The organism is Psychrobacter piscatorii (genome assembly GCF_904846415.1).
Taxonomy (GTDB): Bacteria; Pseudomonadota; Gammaproteobacteria; order Pseudomonadales; family Moraxellaceae; genus Psychrobacter; species Psychrobacter piscatorii.
The window spans coordinates 1-16,645 of sequence record NZ_CAJHAR010000009.1; the positions used below are offsets into that span (position 1 = coordinate 1).

Below are 16,645 nucleotides of genomic sequence, written 5' to 3' on the forward strand. Positions count from 1 at the left end.
GTATAATGTTTGATATGAGCCGCGCTTATCAAATGGAAGTGTATTGATAACAAGCGCTAACCATAAAAACTGGTCATCAATCTCATCACAAACAGCAAATTTACAAGGAATGTGAATATGTTTAGTGCCATCACTAACGTGAGCGTACAGCTGGTCAATCGCTATCTACCATCTCCGTTTGTCTTTTCAATTGTCTTAACGCTCATTGCCTTTGTCGTTGGCTTGGCTATTACTGGTCAAGATATGATTGCGATGGCAGGGCATTGGGGTAATGGACTGTGGTCATTACATAGCTTTGCGATGCAAATGGCGCTGATTTTGGTCACAGGTTACGCGTTTGCGAGTGCGCCCTTTATTCAACGGCTATTAGACAATTTAGCCAGCAGAGTTCATTCTCCTACGACCGCCATTATTGTATCCACTTTGGTTGGGTTGGTCGGTTCGTGGATAAACTGGGGTTTTGGTCTGATTATTGGGGCCATTTTTGCTAAAGCCTTAGCAAAGAAAGTCGCCAATGTTGATTATCCTTTACTCGTTGCTGCGGCTTATTCGGGTTTTGTGATTTGGCATGGTGGCTTCTCAGGCTCGATACCTTTGACGCTCAGCTCAGGCGGTGACACACTGCTGACGCTATCTGGCAATACGATGACCGAAGCAGTGCCTTTATCGCAGACCGTATTTGCAGGCTATAACTTACTGATTGTGGGTTTGCTCATTGTGGTTTTGCCGCTGCTAAACCGCTTTATGCATCCCAAAAATCCTACTGTGATTGATCCAAAGCTGATTAAGGAAGAAGTGTACGTCGCGCCTCCCAGAGAGACACCCGCGCAAAAATTAGATGACAGCCGTATTATCGCTGTGATATTGCTAGCGTTAGCACTGATGTACTATATCAGCGAGTTTGGCAACAACGGCTTCAATTTAGGATTAAACATCGTCATTGGGCTATTTTTATTCATTGGTTTGTTATCGCATGGCACGCTAGAGCGCTATTATCGCGCCGTACACTCAGGTATCGGCGGCATCACAGGCATTGTACTGCTGTTCCCTTTCTATGGCGGTATCATGGGAATTATGACGGGTGCCAATGCGGATGGCATCTCTATCAGTACGCAAGTTACCGAGTTTTTTGTCAATTCCGCTTCCGCAGATAGCTTTCCGATATTTGCATTTCTAAGTGCTGGCCTAGTAAATGTCTTTGTACCGTCGGGCGGTGGACAGTTTGCTGTTCAAGGCCCCGTTATGATTCCAGCTGGCATTGAGCTGGGTGTCAATCCAGCCATCACTGCGATGGCGATTGCATGGGGGGACGCGTGGACCAATATGATTCAACCGTTTTGGGCCTTGCCATTGTTGGGTATCGCAGGTTTAGATGCACGCGCTATCATGGGCTATTGCCTGATCGTGCTTGCCGTATCTGGTGCAGTCATAATGGGCGTGTTTTGGTTGGTGGTATAACGTTGTAATGTTCAAAAGAAATAAGTAATAGCAAAATTTTTGAAAAGCAGTAAATCAAATGGATGCTTGATATAACTAGGTCAGTATGAGCTTTACATGGATTAAAAAATATAAATGATAATCATAGGAGATAAGCATGAGTCAATCAAAAGTATATAAGAGTGCCGAAGAGGCGTTAAGTGGCATCGTCAGTGATGGGCAAACACTCGCTATCGGTGGTTTTGGTCTATGCGGTATTCCAGAAGCATTGATCGAAGCACTACGTGATAGTGGCGTTAAAGAGTTGACTTGTATCAGTAACAACGCTGGCGTCGATGATTTCGGACTTGGTCTGCTACTACAAACCCGCCAAATCAAAAAAATGATTTCATCATACGTTGGTGAAAACAAAGAGTTCGAGCGCCAGTACTTGGCAGGCGAGTTAGAAGTTGAGTTAACGCCGCAAGGTACATTGGCCGAAAAGCTACGCTCAGGCGGTGCAGGTATTCCTGCGTTCTATACCGCAACAGGTGTGGGCACCTTGGTTGCCGAAGGTAAAGAGACACGTGATTTTGATGGTCGTACTTATGTGTTAGAGCATTCATTACGCGCGGATGTGGCACTCATCAAAGCACAGAAGGCCGATAAAGCCGGCAACTTGATATTTAATAAAACCGCTCGTAATTTCAACCCAGATTGCGCGATGGCGGGAAAAATCACCATCGTCGAAGTCGAAGAAATCGTCGAGACAGGCACGTTTGATCCAGATGAAGTGCATCTACCGGGTATCTTCGTTCAGCGTATTGTATTAAATGCTAGCCCTGAAAAACGTATCGAAAAAACCACGACTAAAGCAGTAGAAGGCGCTTAGATAAAATCATGGTTGAAACTTATCGTCAGCTTTTAGATTGATAATAACTTAGATAGCTAATTGTTTAGATAACTAACGATTTAGATGAATAACAATAGAATATCGTAAAAAATAAGGAAATCAGCATGGCATGGACAAGAGAACAAATGGCGCAGCGCGCTGCAAAAGAGCTACAAGACGGCTATTACGTTAACTTAGGCATCGGTCTCCCAACGCTGGTCGCCAACTACATTCCTGAAGGCGTAGACGTGTGGTTACAATCAGAGAATGGCTTGTTGGGTATTGGTGAGTTCCCTACAGCAGAAAACGTCGATGCAGACTTGATTAATGCAGGTAAGCAAACCGTGACGGCAGAAGCAGGGGCCAGTTATTTTAGCAGCTCAGAGTCCTTTTCGATGATTCGCGGCGGTCATGTCAACTTGGCGATATTAGGCGCCATGGAAGTCTCAGAAAAAGGTGATCTTGCTAACTGGATGATTCCCAAAAAAATGGTCAAAGGCATGGGTGGTGCGATGGATTTGGTCGCAGGCGTACAGCGTGTGATTGTATTGATGGAGCAGGTCAATAAGCATGGCGATCCAAAAATCTTAGCCAACTGTGAGCTACCATTGACGGGCAAAGGCGTGGTTGATCGTATCATTACTGAGCTTGCCGTATTAGACGTTACTGATAATGGTCTAAAACTGGTTGAATTAGCAGATGGCGTAAGCTTTGATGAGCTACAAGAAAAAACGCCAGTCAGTATTGCTCAATAGGATTTATCTCCTAACATTTATAGATCATAATAAGGAACCTATATGGCCACCCAATTACAGCAGGATTTAACAGGCAAAGTGGCATTAATCACTGGCTCTGCAAGTGGTATCGGGCGTGATATCGCTGAAACTTATGCAAAAGCAGGCGCAGCGGTTGGTATTGCCGATATCAATCTTGAAGCAGCACAGCAAACGGTTGATGCCATTGAAGCAGATGGCGGGCGTGCTCTTGCGATTGCGATGGATGTCACCTCTGAAGATGCGGTAAACGAAGGTGTACAGAAATTGGTTGATACCTTTAGTGGTATTGATATTTTGGTGTCTAATGCTGGTATCCAGATTATCAATCCTATCCATAAAATGGCGTTTGATGACTGGAAAAAAATGCTCGCCATTCATTTAGATGGGGCATTTTTGACGACCAAAGCGGCGATAGAGCACATGTATAAAGACGATAAAGGCGGCACCGTCATTTACATGGGCTCAGTACACTCGCATGAAGCGTCACTTTATAAAGCCCCTTACGTCACTGCTAAGCATGGGCTGCTAGGACTGTGCCGCGTATTGGCCAAAGAAGGTGCTGAGCATAATGTGCGCTCGCATGTGATCTGTCCAGGATTTGTCAAAACGCCTTTGGTCGAAAAACAAATCCCGCAGCAGGCAAGCGAGAAAGACATTAGTGAAGAATCTGTCGTTAATGACATTATGCTAGTAAATACTGTCGACAAAGAGTTTACGACGGTAGAGGATATTGCTCAGTTGGCACTATTCTTAGCGGCGTTTCCAAGTAATGTATTTACAGGACAATCTATCGTTGCCAGTCATGGCTGGTTTATGAACTAATAGACAGATATTGCGCCTATTATAATAGAACAAACCACAAGGTCAGACCTACTGGCGTTGTGGTTTTTTTATGCGTCCAATTCAGCTACACTGTCACGATAGAAGGTTTGGCTAAAATGTTCACTGGTTTTATTGTTTGCTCAATATGAGATGATATGAATTAAGCCATATGCCAAACCCATCCACTTGTATAGGCAATAATAATAGCTATGTTCAACTTTATGAAGAAAAAAACCACCAAAACCGAAACACCGCAGCAGCAAGCAGAACGTGATAGTGCCGTTGACAAAGTATTGCTTGGGTATGAGATAGGAACAGTCAGCATTGCGACGATGGTCACAGGTCTTGAGCGTGACGGCGAGGCGCTGACGTTAGACTTACGCCTACCACAAGACAGCAACCCTGAAGCTGTCCAACAAGAGCTTGGTCAATTGTTGCATCCACATGGTATTACCACGATTCATATGAATGTACGTTTACCTGCGCCAGAAAAAGGGTCAGGTTCTAGCTTACCAAAGCAAATGCCTAAGACGACAAATGCAATGGAGTCCCAGCCTTCATCTGGCGCTAATAACAACGCGAGTAATGCCAATAACGCTAACGCCGAGCCGCCAATTACCAAAGCTGCTCCAACACAATCTTCATTAGCTGCGCATCCTCGTATCCGCCATATTATTGTTGTGGCATCAGGCAAGGGCGGCGTTGGCAAATCAACGACGACTGTGAACATCGCACTGGCATTACAGAAGCTGGGCAATCGTGTTGGTGTGCTCGACGCAGATATTTATGGCCCTAGCATGCCAACGATGCTAGGCGTTGCCGATGTGAAGCCGCAGTTAGAAAATGAGCAGTTTGTGCCAGTGGATGCGCATGGAATAGCGATGCTCTCTATCGGTAGTTTGCTCGATGGGGAGAACACACCAGTGGCGTGGCGCGGGCCAAAGGCCACGGGTGCGCTGATGCAGCTTTATAATCAAACCAACTGGCCACAGCTAGATTACTTGGTGATTGACATGCCGCCAGGTACGGGCGATATACAGCTGACCTTAGCACAGCGTATCCCAGTGACAGGCGCTGTCATCGTCACGACGCCGCAGCACGTTGCACTACTTGATGCGCAAAAGGGTATCGAGATGTTTAACAAAACCAGTATTCCTGTGCTTGGTGTCGTTGAAAACATGGCGTTACACACTTGTAGTAACTGCAATCATACCGAAGCGATTTTTGGTACTGGCGGTGGTGAGATTATCGCTGAGCAGTATCAGGTGCCGCTATTAGGGCAACTACCACTTGCCAGTGGTATCCGCGCCCAAGTCGATAAAGGCGTGCCAAGCGTACTGGCTGACGACGAGTTTGCGACCTATTATTTGAGCATTGCCAAAAATATCGAAACCAATATCAATAAATTTGCCAAACCTGTCGATGATAAGCGTATTTTTTGATGCTTGAAACACTTGGTTAAAAAATGCGTTTATGCAGAAAGGCATTTTATAAGGTCGTCAGTTTTAAAGTCATTGCGACCCTATAAATTGAGCCATCAATTCCGTATAATCGTCGCTATTAAATATTTGCTAAGGAATAACAATGTCTATCAAGTCTGACCGCTGGATTCGTAAAATGGCCGAAGAGCATGGCATGATTGAGCCGTACGAGCCAGGTCAAGTGCGCTTCAATGATGCAGGCGAGCGTTTAGTGAGCTACGGTACGTCAAGCTATGGTTATGATGTACGCTGTGCGCCTGAATTTAAGGTGTTTACCAACGTCCATTCAGTCGTTGTCGATCCTAAAAACTTCGATGATAAAAGCTTTATCGATATCGTCGGTGATGAGTGTATTATTCCACCAAACTCGTTTGCCTTAGCACGTACCATGGAGTATTTCCGTATTCCACGCGATGTACTGACTATTTGTCTAGGCAAGTCGACTTACGCACGTTGCGGTATTATCGTCAACGTAACGCCGCTTGAGCCTGAATGGGAAGGTCATGTGACACTTGAATTTAGTAACACTACCAATCTACCAGCTCGTATTTATGCAGGTGAAGGCGTGGCACAAATGCTGTTTTTCCAAAGCGATGCCGATGACGTGTGCGAGACCAGCTACAAAGACCGCGGCGGTAAATATCAAGGCCAGCGCGGCGTGACCTTGCCAAGAACCTAGTCAAATATAAAGTATCAAGTCTTTGAACAGACAATAAAAAGCCAGTCATAGCAAACATGACTGGCTTTCTTATTATGTGAAAAGTAATGAGTTTGAATCTCTAATTACTTTAAAACTTTTAAACCTGCTTTGTTATCACGCTTCGGTTTAGGTGCGGTAGCAGGTTTTTTGCTAGCAATCGGTGCGTCGTCTTCTTCTGGTACATAGTTATCATATTCTTTTGGATCAAAGAACATCCCTTGCGAATTTTCTTTAGCATAAATGCCCATTACTGCCGTAAGCGGCACCCAAATTTCTTGTGAGACGCCACCAAAACGCGCACTAAAATGTATGTAGTCATTTTCCATACTCATATTGCCTGTAGCACGGCTGGCAATATTTAGTACGATACGACCGTCTTGCACATGCTCTGTTGGTATCTGTACGTTATCAGCAGTAGCATCGACCATCAAGTATGGTGTCAGAGCGTTGTCTTCTATCCATTGATATAGTGCACGTACCATATAAGGGCGGGTAGGTGTAATAGAGGTGGTTTCGCTCATTTAATGATTTCCTATACTAATAATTTTTAATAATGAAAAATATCTCGTTCAGCAACTTATCAAATGACAGATGCTAACTAACATCTATCTTATTTATACTTTATTTTAGGACAGCTTTCGATACTTGTCTAATCAACGCACACTTTTTTGGAAGCTACTGCGCTCAAACACTCTCGTTTGGTATTCAAATAATGGACGGCTAATGGCACGTGGCAGCTCAATACCCATCTCATCTAATCGCCATAATAATGGTGCTAATAACACGTCACACCAGCCAAACTCATCAGCCATAAAATAAGGCTTATGAGCGAACAGCGGTGACAGAGTAATTAATGAATCACTGAGCTGTTTTTTGGCAATGGCAGCTTGTGCTTTATTAAAACTGTCTGGATGCGTCAACAAGCGCTTACCAAGTACTAACCAATCACGCTGAATGCGCCAAGCCAGTTGGCGAAACTGTGCACGCTCTTGCGGTGTCTCAGGGAGCAGTTTATTTGTATGATAGCGCTCTTCAAGATATTCAAAAATGACGTTAATCTCATAAAGCGCAATCTCACGCTGCTGTAATACAGGCAAAGTATGATAAGGGTTTAGCTCAGTCAAATCTTCAGGGCGCTCAGAATGTAAGCGAGACAAATAGTAAGCGAGCTTTTTTTCTTCAAGTAATAGGCGTACCACATGACTGTCGTAGCCGTCATCAGCATACAAAATTAGCTGACTACTTGGAATGTCATTCGCATCAATCATGAAAGCCTAATGTTAATAGTGAAGGTTGTCATCGTAAACAAACTCGCAACGTTTATCAAGGTAGTGTACGTAAACATTAGCGCTGAGCGACTTATTTTCCGGCATATCTAGTATTTATGCTCTATATCAAGGCACAAAAAAGCACTACCGAAGTAGTGCCTTTTTTATTTCTCAGAACTGTCTGCTGACTATGACTTATTTAACATCTTTCCAGAATTCTTTATTCAATAAGTAAACTGGGATGAGCAGTACTAATAAGAATAGAATTACAAAGAAACCAATTACTTGACGGTCATGGCGAGCAGGTTCACCCATCCACGCCATAAAGTTAACCAAGTCACCAACTTCAGATTCAAACTCTTCTTGGCTCAACTCTTCTTGCATATTATGCAATACGTGAGGCATCGCTGCATTGGCCAGTACTAAGTTATTCGCGCCCCAAGGACGGCTTGGATCTTCATAGAACGACAGTAGGTAAGTATATACCCAGTCGTCGCCACGCAGACGTGTCTCAAGTGATAGATCAGGAGGCGCTGCGCCAAACCAAGACGCTTGAATCTCAGGATCTATCTCAGCAGTAATGTGGTCACCGATTTGATCGGTAGTAACCATCAAATACTTTTCAACCAACTCAGGCGGTATCTCTAAATCTTTGGCAATGCGCGAATGACGAACGTACTTGGCTGAGTGACACCCAGCACAGTAGTTCATAAAGATCTTCGCGCCGTTTTGTAGTGAGCCCTTATTGGTAAAATCAATAGGAGCTGTACTACAAGCCAGGTGTTCATCAACGCCATCTGCATTGGTGAATGTACCGCAGCCACTGCCTGAAGCCATTGCCGTACCAGCAGTCAAGGTTAATGCCGCGCCTAAGCCTAGACCAGCTAGGGATTTAATTAGCGTGTTCATTAGTGACCTCCGGTAACGCGTTCTGGTGGCTGTTTACACTTCTCAATCGCAGTGTAGAAAGGCATCAGCAAGAAGAACAAGAAATATAGAATCGTGAATACACGAGCCATGATGGTTGCCGTTGGTGTCGCAGGCGTCGCACCCAAGTAACCCAATACAACAAAGCTAATAGCAAAGACGGTCAGCGCAATCTTAGATAATATACCTTTGTAACGTATAGAGCGCACAGGAGACCTATCAAGCCATGGGATCAAGAACAGTACGGCAATCGCACCACCCATCGCAATCACGCCACCAAGCTTGTCAGGAACCGCACGTAAAATAGCGTAGAACGGCGTGTAGTACCATACTGGTGCAATATGTGCTGGTGTTTTCAGTGAGTTCGCTGTCTCAAAGTTTGGTGGTTCAAGGAAGAAACCGCCGCCTTCTGGGAAGAAGAATACCACTGCAAAGAAGCAGATAAAGAACACAACAATACCAACCATGTCATGCACAGTGTAGTACGGATGGAATTCGATACCGTCTAAAGGCACACCATTTTTGTCTTTTAGCTTTTTGATGTCGATGCCATCAGGGTTGTTCGAACCCACATGGTGCAACGCCACAATATGCATAAATACTAGGCCCACGAGTACTAATGGAATAGCAACAACGTGTAGAGCAAAGAAACGGTTTAGGGTAATACCAGAGATGATATAGTCACCACGTACCCATTCAGCAAGGCCATCACCAATAACAGGTAGCGCTGCAGGTAAGTTCAAGATAACCTGAGCACCCCAGAATGACATGTTGCCCCAAGGTAGTAGGTAACCGAAGAAACCTTCTGCCATAAGTGCTAGGTAGATACCCATACCGATGAGCCAAATAAGCTCACGAGGTTTTTGGTATGAACCGTATAACAAGGCTCTAAACATATGCAGGTATACAACGACGAAAAACGCAGATGCGCCGGTTGAGTGCATATAGCGAATGAGCCAACCACCTTTTACGTCACGCATGATATATTCAACAGACGCAAATGCCCCTTCGGCACTTGGGTTGTACATCATCGTAAGCCATATACCAGTCACCAATTGGTTGACCAGTACGATCATTGATAGCACGCCAAAGAAGTACCAAAAGTTAAAGTTCTTTGGTGCGTAGTACTTTGACATATGGTATTCATAGGTTTCGGTCGCTGGAAAACGCGCGTCCACCCAATGCATTAACTTTTTACCCATACTCATATTAAGCCTCCCCAACCGTCAAGATGGTACCATCCATACCATATTCTGGAACGGGTAAATTAAGTGGTGCAGGAACGCCGCTATATACGCGACCTGCTAAGTCATATTTTGACCCGTGACACGGACAGAAAAATCCGCCGTACCAATCATTACCACCTAAATCCACCGCGCCCACATCAGGACGGTAGTTTGGTGCACAGCCCAAATGTGTGCAAACGCCTTCGACCACCAATACGGTTGGATCTAAAGAGCGAGTGGGATTTTTGCAATATTCAGGTTGTAGAGACGCATCAGACTCAGGATCAGATAATAGAGGTTTAACTGACTCTAGTCCTGCAACCATGTCTTCGGTGCGCTTAACCACATAAATAGGTTTACCACGGTATTTGACGACGATCATTTGTCCATCTTCGATAGAACCAATATCTTGGGTCACTGCAGCCCCTGCAGCCTCAGCTTTAGCGCTTGGGTACCAAGAACGGACAAAAGGTGTCGCCACGGCAGCTACCCCAGCTGCACCAATCGCGGCAGTTGAGGCAATAAGAACTCTACGGCGTTGTACATTAACGCCTTCGGCTTGGCTCATTAATACTTCCTCCAGGTGAATGAAATGGGATTATCCCACACTGGGTTTGTGGCTTAGAAAATATACAATATCAAGCCACTTTAGCTGTGCCTAATTTTGCTAATTGTTACTATTCTAAGCTATTTCGGTGATAAAATAAATTATTGCGTTAAAAATAAAGCAACCTTAATGGGACATATTAGGAGGTTGAATATGACAATCAGACCAAAACAGTCGGATTATCAATGTTTAACGCCAACTTTGCTTTTATGGGGATTGTAAATGTCATGACCTTATAATTAATAAGGATTTTCAGCAATAGCGAATGATACTTGAAATTAAGGGAATGTTCACTAACTTTCACTATCTAACTGCTGTGTAAGTTTCTGTAAAACAAATATCACCACTCTATATAATAAAGTGGTGATGCTTTCAGAATAATTAATAAAGCTTTATCAGACTATCAGAAACTTGTTTATCGAAATACGTAATGCAAGGTATATATGCGTTATTCCAATAAACTCAGCTAGAGTATTGCCAATACTAGCCTTCAAGCTCGCTCCAACGCTCAAGCTTACTCATCATTTTATCTTCGATTGTTAATAACCGCTCACTTGCGGCTGTCGCTGCATCAAAGTCGGTATTAAACCAAGAGCCATCAGCCAATTTTTCTTGTAGCTGAGTTTGTTCGGTTTCGAGTGCGGCGATTTCTTTTGGTAAGTTATCCAATTCACGCTGCTCATTATAGTTCAGCTTTTTGGCTGCTTTTTTAGGCTTGGTATCTGCGCCAGATTTGTTTGCTGCTTTTTTGCTGACCGCATTATTGGCAGGTGCTTTTGCAGCGCGTGCTGCCTCTTCGCGGGTTTTTTGCACCAAATACTCTTGGTAGCCACCAACATATTCGCTAACAGTGCCTTTGCCGTCTTCATCTTCGCCAAATACCCAAGTAGAGGTAACGACGTTATCCATGAATGATCGGTCATGACTGATCAGCAAAATCGTACCACCAAAGCTAGCGACTGACTCTTCTAATAGCTCAAGTGTCGCCATGTCCAAGTCGTTGGTTGGCTCATCGAGTACCAAAATATTGGCAGGTTTTAATAACTGCTTGGCCAGCAATACACGGTTACGCTCACCACCTGACAAAGCTTTGACAGGCGTACGTGCACGCTCTGGGGCAAATAAGAAGTCTTGCAAATAGCTCATGATATGTGTCTTGCGACCGCCAACTTCGACAAAGTCAGAACCTTCTGAGACGTTTTGCGCGACGCTTGCTTCCAGATCTAACTGATCGCGCAACTGGTCAAAAAAGGCAATTTTTAGATTAGTGCCTAATTCAACATGGCCGGTCTTGGTGACTTCATCATCAGACATATCGAGTAGGGCTTTGATAAGGGTGGTTTTACCAGCACCGTTAGGGCCGACAATACCGATTTTGTCGCCACGCATGATAGTGGTCGTAAAATTATCAACCAATACATTGCCATCGTATTCAAGATGCAAGTTTTTGACCTTACAGACAAGCTTGCCGCTTTTTTCGCCTTGACCCATCGTGATGTTTACATTGCCCACTTGCTCACGGCGTTCGCTGCGCTCTTCACGCAATGCTTTTAGTTCACGGACGCGGCCTTCATTACGGGTACGGCGAGCTTTGATACCTTGGCGAATCCATACTTCTTCTTGCGCCAGTTTTTTATCAAAGTTGGCGTTGTTCTTTTCTTCAGCCTGTAATTGTAGCTCTTTTAGCTCTTGGTAGCGGGCGTAGCCACCTTCGCCTTGGGTCACGTCATAGCTGGTCAATTGACCACGATCAAGCTCGATGATACGAGTCGATAGCTTATTTACGAATGCTCTATCATGAGTCACGAACAACAACGTCAGGCCTTGCCAATCCAGCAAAAAGCGCTCTAACCATTCGATACTTTCAACATCCAAATGGTTGGTTGGCTCATCTAGGAGTAGCACATCAGGCTTAGTAACTAGCGCACGAGCAAGTAACACGCGGCGTTTACGACCACCAGATAGGGATGATAAGTCATCTTCTGGATTAAGGCCCATGGTCGTAATCAGACGCATGGCATCACGTTCTAAGTCCCAACCATGTACCGCGTCGATATCATGCTGTAGGGTCGCCATATGCTCACAGGCATCCATATCACCATTGGCGCACATATCCACTTGCTTGTTATAGTTAATCAGCAAGTCAGCCGTGCGGCGACTACCACCCATGACGATATCTAAGATGCGACCACTGGTTTCAGGAACGTCTTGTTCTAGCATCGCCACACGCATGCTACTGTTGGTAATAATCTCGCCACTGTCAGGCTGCAATGAGCCATTGATCAGTTTAAACAAAGTGGATTTACCTTCGCCGTTGCGGCCAATCAAGCACACACGCTCGCCTGTATTGATAGAAAAATCAATACCATCAAGAACAGGCGCGACGCCAAAGGCTAAGTGAATGTCTTTTAAATGAATCAGTGCCATAGAGTATCTTAAGCTTATATAATAGTGAGGTAGGGGTTGTTGCAAAATTGCCTGCAGTATAACATGCCACCGCATCACTGTAGTGGGAGTAAATAGTTTTATCAGTACTATTTATTGCTTTTACTAATGGATGCTATTTAACGACTATTATTATAGATTTATCTCTAATCTACAGTACTCCTTGAACCCCTTAATAATCCATTCTTTCACTTTAATACTTACTATGATCTAGAGAAAAATATGAACCAATCTAAAACTATAACCGATACTTCTACAGTGCAAGATGATCTGCAAGCCCAAGTAATCGATTTGCAAATGAGCCTCGCGCACCTTGAAGTTACCGTCGAACGACTGGATGACGTAATCACGCGACAAGACAAGGATATTCATACGCTGCAACGTCAACTACAGCTGATTTATAAACAGATTGAGGGTCAAGATACGGAAAGTGGCATTGCACCATTCGATGTAATGGCGGATAGACCACCACATTATTAAAAAATAACAGCAAGTAAGATAATTAGTAGTGAATGATCGCAATATGTGTATTTTTAAATGAAGATACCTTTTGGTGACTTAGTAGTCATAATATGGAAATAATGTATTTTGGCAGTTGTTTTAGTGTTAAAAATTCTTTACTATCTCCCACCTCGGATGCTGATTACCTATTAATTAATACTTGGTAAAACAGTAAAACAATGCGGATGTTTGGAGATATAAAATGCGCCACACCTTTCATTTAAAAACTCTTGCAGTAGCTGTTGCTACTCTTTCTGTTGCTAGCGTCGCTAGTGCTGCTGGCCTTGATCGCTCAGGTCAAGATATCACCGCATTCCTACAAGATGGCACTTATGCCGAAGCTGTCTATACCTATATCGATGCGGACGTGACGGGTGAAGATACTTCAGGTAATAAGATTGATGATATCGCAGAATCTTATGACTTTTTTCGTTATGGCGTAAAAACAGACATTAACGACACGTTTAGTGTTGGCGTTTTATATGACGAGCCTTTTGGCGCAGCCGCTGACTATAGTGGTGACAATAATTTTGTGGATCAGAATCCTCTTTCACCTAGAAATGATGAAGGTACGAATGTAGAAGTACGTACTGAAAGTATCACAGGGATTATTGGTGCAAAGTTTGGCGAAAATAAAAACTTTCAAGTATACGGCGGTCCAGTGGCCCAACGTGTACAAGCTGATGTAAAGTTACGTGGTACCGCTTATAGTGCTGCTAACGGCTATACGACACATATTAGCCCAGATCAAGATTACGGTTACATTGCAGGCGTAGCTTATAGTAAGCCTGAAATCGCGTTGAAAGCTGCCTTGACATATCGCTCAGAAATTGAACACAACGCACAATCATCTGAAATCTATCCTATTGTAGGTACTGGCGCTATACCAGCTCCCATCGAATCTGCATTAGGTCTTTCAGCACAGAGAAATGATAGTATTGAAATCACTACGCCTAAATCAGTTAACTTTGATTTTCAAACTGGTATCAACCCTACAACCCTAGCAACTGCCAAAGTACGCTGGGTACCATGGAGTGATTTTGCTATCGTACCATCACTATATAATGATGTTAGCAAGGTTTCGACTCGGGATGATAAGGGATTAGCGTTAGTTAGCTATGATGACGACCAATGGCAAGTAGAGCTAGGGTTGGCCAAGCGTGTCGCGCCAGCACTTGCTGTCAGTGGTACTGTTGGTTGGGACAGTGGTGCAGGCAACCCTGTCACTTCGTTAGGTCCTATCGAAGGCTATTATAGCGCTGGTATTGGTGCGAAATATAATGTGACCGAAAACTGGGCAGTGTCTGCTGGTGGTAAATATTTATGGTTCGGTGATGCTGAAGGCCAAATCCCAACTAAGACGATTGTTAGTGACTTCGAAAATAACGATGGCTTCGTACTAGGTGTAAAGCTATCTTACCAAGCTCAGTAAATCACAAAACAATTATGTGACGCTATTTGTCATTAATATTAAAAAGCGATCCTTTAAGGGTCGCTTTTTTTTATGATGTATTTCTAAAAATTATATTTAGTAGAACATAAGTGAAAAAATATTTACTTTCTAACTATAAGCACCACTGTAAAAACCACACTAAAGATAAAAAGTAAACCAAAGTGTTTTATTTATATCTTATATGTACTGTTCAGTCATAATTAAGAAATAAAGCACTTTAAATGTTGTTTTAGTGTCAAAAAGGCATTAGTATTCAACTTAGGACACGACTTTGATAACTTCAATGTTAAGCGCAGCAATATTATTCATTGATTATTAAAGTAATATTACAACAAGGACCGTTGGAGATATATAATGCGCACTACCTTTCACTTGAAAACCCTTGCAGTAGCAATTGCTACTCTCTCTGTTGCTAGCATGACTAATGCTGCTGGTCTTGATCGCTCAGGTCAGGATGTCACGGCCTTTTTCCAAGATGGCACATATGCAGAAGCCGTTTATACCTATATCGACGCTGATGTCAGTGGCTATGATAGTGCTAATGATGTTCCGACTAATAATACCTATGTACGTGGCGAAAAAACAGGTGATATTGCTGAGTCTTATGACTTTTTCCGCTATGGCGTAAAAGCTGATATTAACGATACCTTTAGTGTCGGTATTTTATACGATGAGCCTTTTGGTGCTTCTGCTGAATATACTGGCGATAGTAATTTTGTAGCACAAAATGATCGCGATGCTACGATTACTGCTATTTCTGGAGGGGCAATTGGTCCAAACTCACCACTTGGTGTCAATAGCTTTGCGCAAGCACAAGGCACAGTTAATGCTCTTCAGGGCATACTTGCAAACGGTGGTACATTAACACCGCAACAACAAGGTGCTCTAACAGCGCTAGCACCAGCAGTTGCAATTACACAAGCAGAGTTTGATACTGCTGGTGACAATACTAAAGTTGAAGTGCGCAGTGAAAGCGTAACTGCTCTTCTAGGTATGAAGTTTGGTCAGAATAAAAACTTTCAAGTTTACGGCGGTCCAGTAGCTCAGCGTATTCAAGCTGATACAGCATTGCGTGGTACAGCATATGGACCTGCTACAGGTTATACCTCGCATATGGGTCCTGATACGGATTATGGTTATATCGCCGGTATTGCCTATAGTAAGCCTGAAATTGCGCTTAAGGCTGCACTAACATATCGCTCTGAGATTGACCATGATGCAAAAACATTCGAGTCGTATCCTGCCGCACCAATTCTGAGTGCTGGTGCTCTACCAGCGAATCAAAGTGGTACTATTGAAGTTACTACCCCTAAATCTGTCAATTTTGATTTCCAAACGGGTATCAATCCGACAACTCTAGCAACGGCAAAAGTACGTTGGGTGCCTTGGAGTGATTTCGTACTGACGCCACCATTATATAACGCAGTCAGTAAGAGCAGTGGTCGCTATGGTGACGACGGATTAAATTTGGTTGAATATGATGATGACCAATGGCAAGTAGAGCTAGGTCTGGCTAAGCGTGTTGCACCAGCACTGGCGATCAGCGGTACGGTTGGTTGGGATAGTGGTGCGGGTGATCCAACAACGTCATTAGGCCCAGTCGAAGGCTACTACAGTGTTGGTCTTGGTGCTAAGTACAACGTTACGGAAAACTGGGCTGTGTCAGCTGGTGGTAAATACCTATGGTTCGGTGATGCTAAAGGTCAACTGCCAACAGGCAAACTTGTTGGCGATTTCCAAGATAACGATGGTTACATCGCTGGTTTGAAACTTTCTTATCAAGCGAAATAGTATTCTTATACAACTGTTAGATAATAAAAAAGCGACCTGTCATAGGTCGCTTTTTTATTATCCAATATTTTGAATCAAATCAAAACTCTTAGATATAAATGGATACTTAGAGTGTTTTATAGAGAGTAAATCAACAACTAATAGCTATAACTTATTTACTACTTCTACGTTGTTGTACGTGTGATAGCCATCTTCAAGTTTATCAAATGGCAAACAATGTATCCATTGTCGCTACCTATATGATAGTTAGCTATCCATATAAGTAGGGTTCGTGTTTAGATAGGTGCATTTAGCAATAGTACATAGCTATTCTATTAAGAGTAAATACTCATAATAGAAA

General features: G+C 43.5%; 15 protein-coding genes. 9 read left to right on the forward strand and 6 right to left on the reverse strand.

Features of this window, described 5'->3' with window-relative positions; translation table 11 throughout:
* Positions 1-117 precede the first annotated feature (117 nt).
* The 6 genes from JMX83_RS05760 (at position 118) to dcd (ending at position 6,066) form a co-directional block, all read left to right on the forward strand.
* The gene (locus JMX83_RS05760; RefSeq protein WP_201599602.1) at positions 118-1,458 is read left to right on the forward strand and encodes a short-chain fatty acid transporter; all 1,341 of its coding nucleotides are present in this window, start codon (positions 118-120) and stop codon (positions 1,456-1,458) included.
* A 136-nt stretch (positions 1,459-1,594) separates the two neighbouring features.
* Positions 1,595-2,308, forward strand: a complete 714-nt coding sequence (locus JMX83_RS05765) for a CoA transferase subunit A (RefSeq protein WP_201599604.1) — start codon at positions 1,595-1,597, stop codon at positions 2,306-2,308.
* A gap of 125 nt (positions 2,309-2,433) precedes the next feature.
* Positions 2,434-3,063, forward strand: coding sequence for a 3-oxoacid CoA-transferase subunit B (locus JMX83_RS05770; RefSeq protein ID WP_201599606.1), 630 nt, complete (start codon positions 2,434-2,436; stop codon positions 3,061-3,063).
* 42 nt (positions 3,064-3,105) lie between these two features.
* On the forward strand, positions 3,106-3,906 hold the full coding sequence (locus JMX83_RS05775) for a 3-hydroxybutyrate dehydrogenase (RefSeq protein WP_201599608.1): 801 nt from the start codon (positions 3,106-3,108) through the stop codon (positions 3,904-3,906).
* Positions 3,907-4,115: 209 nt separating this feature from the next.
* Positions 4,116-5,348, forward strand: coding sequence for an iron-sulfur cluster carrier protein ApbC (apbC, locus tag JMX83_RS05780; RefSeq protein WP_201599610.1), 1,233 nt, complete (start codon positions 4,116-4,118; stop codon positions 5,346-5,348).
* A gap of 142 nt (positions 5,349-5,490) precedes the next feature.
* A complete protein-coding gene (gene dcd / locus JMX83_RS05785) occupies positions 5,491-6,066 on the forward strand; it encodes a dCTP deaminase (RefSeq protein WP_058024138.1) in 576 nt (191 codons plus the stop codon).
* Positions 6,067-6,170: 104 nt separating this feature from the next.
* On the opposite strand, the gene JMX83_RS05790 is transcribed toward dcd, so the two are convergent.
* The 6 genes from JMX83_RS05790 to JMX83_RS05815 all read right to left on the reverse strand — a co-directional run bounded on the left by JMX83_RS05790 (position 6,171) and on the right by JMX83_RS05815 (position 12,542).
* The gene (locus JMX83_RS05790) at positions 6,171-6,608 is read right to left on the reverse strand and encodes a ClpXP protease specificity-enhancing factor (RefSeq protein ID WP_201599612.1); all 438 of its coding nucleotides are present in this window, start codon (positions 6,606-6,608) and stop codon (positions 6,171-6,173) included.
* Positions 6,609-6,740: 132 nt separating this feature from the next.
* Positions 6,741-7,355, reverse strand: a complete 615-nt coding sequence (locus tag JMX83_RS05795) for a glutathione S-transferase N-terminal domain-containing protein (RefSeq protein ID WP_057759299.1) — start codon at positions 7,353-7,355, stop codon at positions 6,741-6,743.
* A gap of 195 nt (positions 7,356-7,550) precedes the next feature.
* Positions 7,551-8,264, reverse strand: a complete 714-nt coding sequence (locus JMX83_RS05800) for a cytochrome c1 (RefSeq protein WP_101205476.1) — start codon at positions 8,262-8,264, stop codon at positions 7,551-7,553.
* On the reverse strand, positions 8,264-9,469 hold the full coding sequence (locus tag JMX83_RS05805; RefSeq protein WP_179798892.1) for a cytochrome b: 1,206 nt from the start codon (positions 9,467-9,469) through the stop codon (positions 8,264-8,266). Before JMX83_RS05805 ends, JMX83_RS05800 begins: the two co-directional genes overlap by 1 nt.
* A gap of 22 nt (positions 9,470-9,491) precedes the next feature.
* A complete protein-coding gene (gene petA / locus JMX83_RS05810; RefSeq protein ID WP_057759305.1) occupies positions 9,492-10,076 on the reverse strand; it encodes a ubiquinol-cytochrome c reductase iron-sulfur subunit in 585 nt (194 codons plus the stop codon).
* A 522-nt stretch (positions 10,077-10,598) separates the two neighbouring features.
* Positions 10,599-12,542 (reverse strand): ATP-binding cassette domain-containing protein, encoded by a 1,944-nt coding sequence (locus tag JMX83_RS05815; protein WP_201599616.1) that lies wholly within the window; start codon positions 12,540-12,542, stop codon positions 10,599-10,601.
* 240 nt (positions 12,543-12,782) lie between these two features.
* On the opposite strand from JMX83_RS05815, the gene JMX83_RS05820 reads away from it, so the two are divergent.
* The 3 genes from JMX83_RS05820 to JMX83_RS05830 all read left to right on the forward strand — a co-directional run bounded on the left by JMX83_RS05820 (position 12,783) and on the right by JMX83_RS05830 (position 16,305).
* Positions 12,783-13,040: a SlyX family protein gene (locus tag JMX83_RS05820; protein ID WP_201599618.1), complete on the forward strand. Its 258-nt coding sequence runs from the start codon at positions 12,783-12,785 to the stop codon at positions 13,038-13,040.
* 223 nt (positions 13,041-13,263) lie between these two features.
* A complete protein-coding gene (locus JMX83_RS05825; protein ID WP_201599625.1) occupies positions 13,264-14,493 on the forward strand; it encodes an OmpP1/FadL family transporter in 1,230 nt (409 codons plus the stop codon).
* 375 nt (positions 14,494-14,868) lie between these two features.
* Positions 14,869-16,305, forward strand: a complete 1,437-nt coding sequence (locus JMX83_RS05830) for an outer membrane protein transport protein (protein WP_201599630.1) — start codon at positions 14,869-14,871, stop codon at positions 16,303-16,305.
* Positions 16,306-16,645 lie beyond the last annotated feature (340 nt).